Source organism: Mesorhizobium sp. M1E.F.Ca.ET.063.01.1.1, assembly GCF_003998155.1.
GTDB lineage: Bacteria > Pseudomonadota > Alphaproteobacteria > Rhizobiales > Rhizobiaceae > Mesorhizobium.
Genome location: NZ_RZSC01001590.1, coordinates 1 through 465, shown reverse-complemented (window position 1 = coordinate 465; position 465 = coordinate 1). Strand labels below are relative to the sequence as shown.

The window sequence follows — 465 nt, the reverse complement described above, 5'->3', positions numbered from 1 at the left end:
GCCGAAGACCTCCTGATCACAAAAGGCGCAGTGCAGAATGTCCTGAACGCCTGTGGGTTTGTTCGAACCGCAAAAGGGTCACAACCCTTGGACGACACGCTTCGCGCCGCAATCGACGAGAAGTTCCGACGATGGAGCGCGGACGGCTATCGTGTCCTGGGAGTGGCAATCCGCCACATCAAAAGCCAGGGCGCCGGATCTAGGAAGGAGGAGACCGATCTGACGTTCGCTGGCTTCCTGCTCTTCCTCGATCCGCCGAAGGACGGCGTCATGGAGACGCTGGCGGCACTCGCTCACCGCGGCATTACCGTGAAGGTCATTTCGGGTGACAACCGTTACGTCACCGCGCACCTTGTTGACGCACTCGGCCTGCGGGCTGACAGGATCATGACCGGTGAAGACCTGTCGAAACTGACAAAGAGCGGACTTTTCGCAGGCGTCCAGCAGACCGATCTCTTCGTGGAG

1 protein-coding gene is annotated in these 465 nt (G+C 59.8%); it reads left to right on the top strand.

Features of this window, described 5'->3' with window-relative positions; genetic code table 11:
* Positions 1-465, top strand: a 465-nt coding sequence (locus EOA29_RS39945) for an HAD family hydrolase (RefSeq protein WP_127222581.1), incomplete at both ends; no start/stop codon positions are given.